Below are 278 nucleotides of genomic sequence, written 5' to 3' on the forward strand. Positions count from 1 at the left end.
CAGAGCCGGGTCAACGTGTGCGCGAGCCTCTCGACGTCACGCTCTGCTCCCACCACGAAGGCGTTGTACGCGGTCCGCGACACCATCGACGACAGCGCGGCGGCCGCCAGGTCGGCATCGAGCTCGGGATCGGCGAGGCCGCGCTCCTGGAGCGCGCGGACGCTGCGGGCGTGGGGGGGGGGGGGGGGGCCCCCGCGCGGGCCCCGGAAGTCGGGGAACCCGTGGTGGAATGTGGGGACCAGCAGCCCGGGCCGCCACAGCTGGGCGGTGGGCGGGTT

General features: G+C 75.9%; 1 protein-coding gene. It reads right to left on the reverse strand.

Translation table 11 applies throughout. The annotated features are described in order from the left end of the window. On the reverse strand, positions 1-278 hold a 278-nt coding region (locus tag PV363_RS11755), incomplete at both ends, for a hypothetical protein (RefSeq protein WP_301022412.1).

It is taken from the genome of Mumia sp. (assembly GCF_028803055.1).
GTDB lineage: Bacteria > Actinomycetota > Actinomycetes > Propionibacteriales > Nocardioidaceae > Mumia.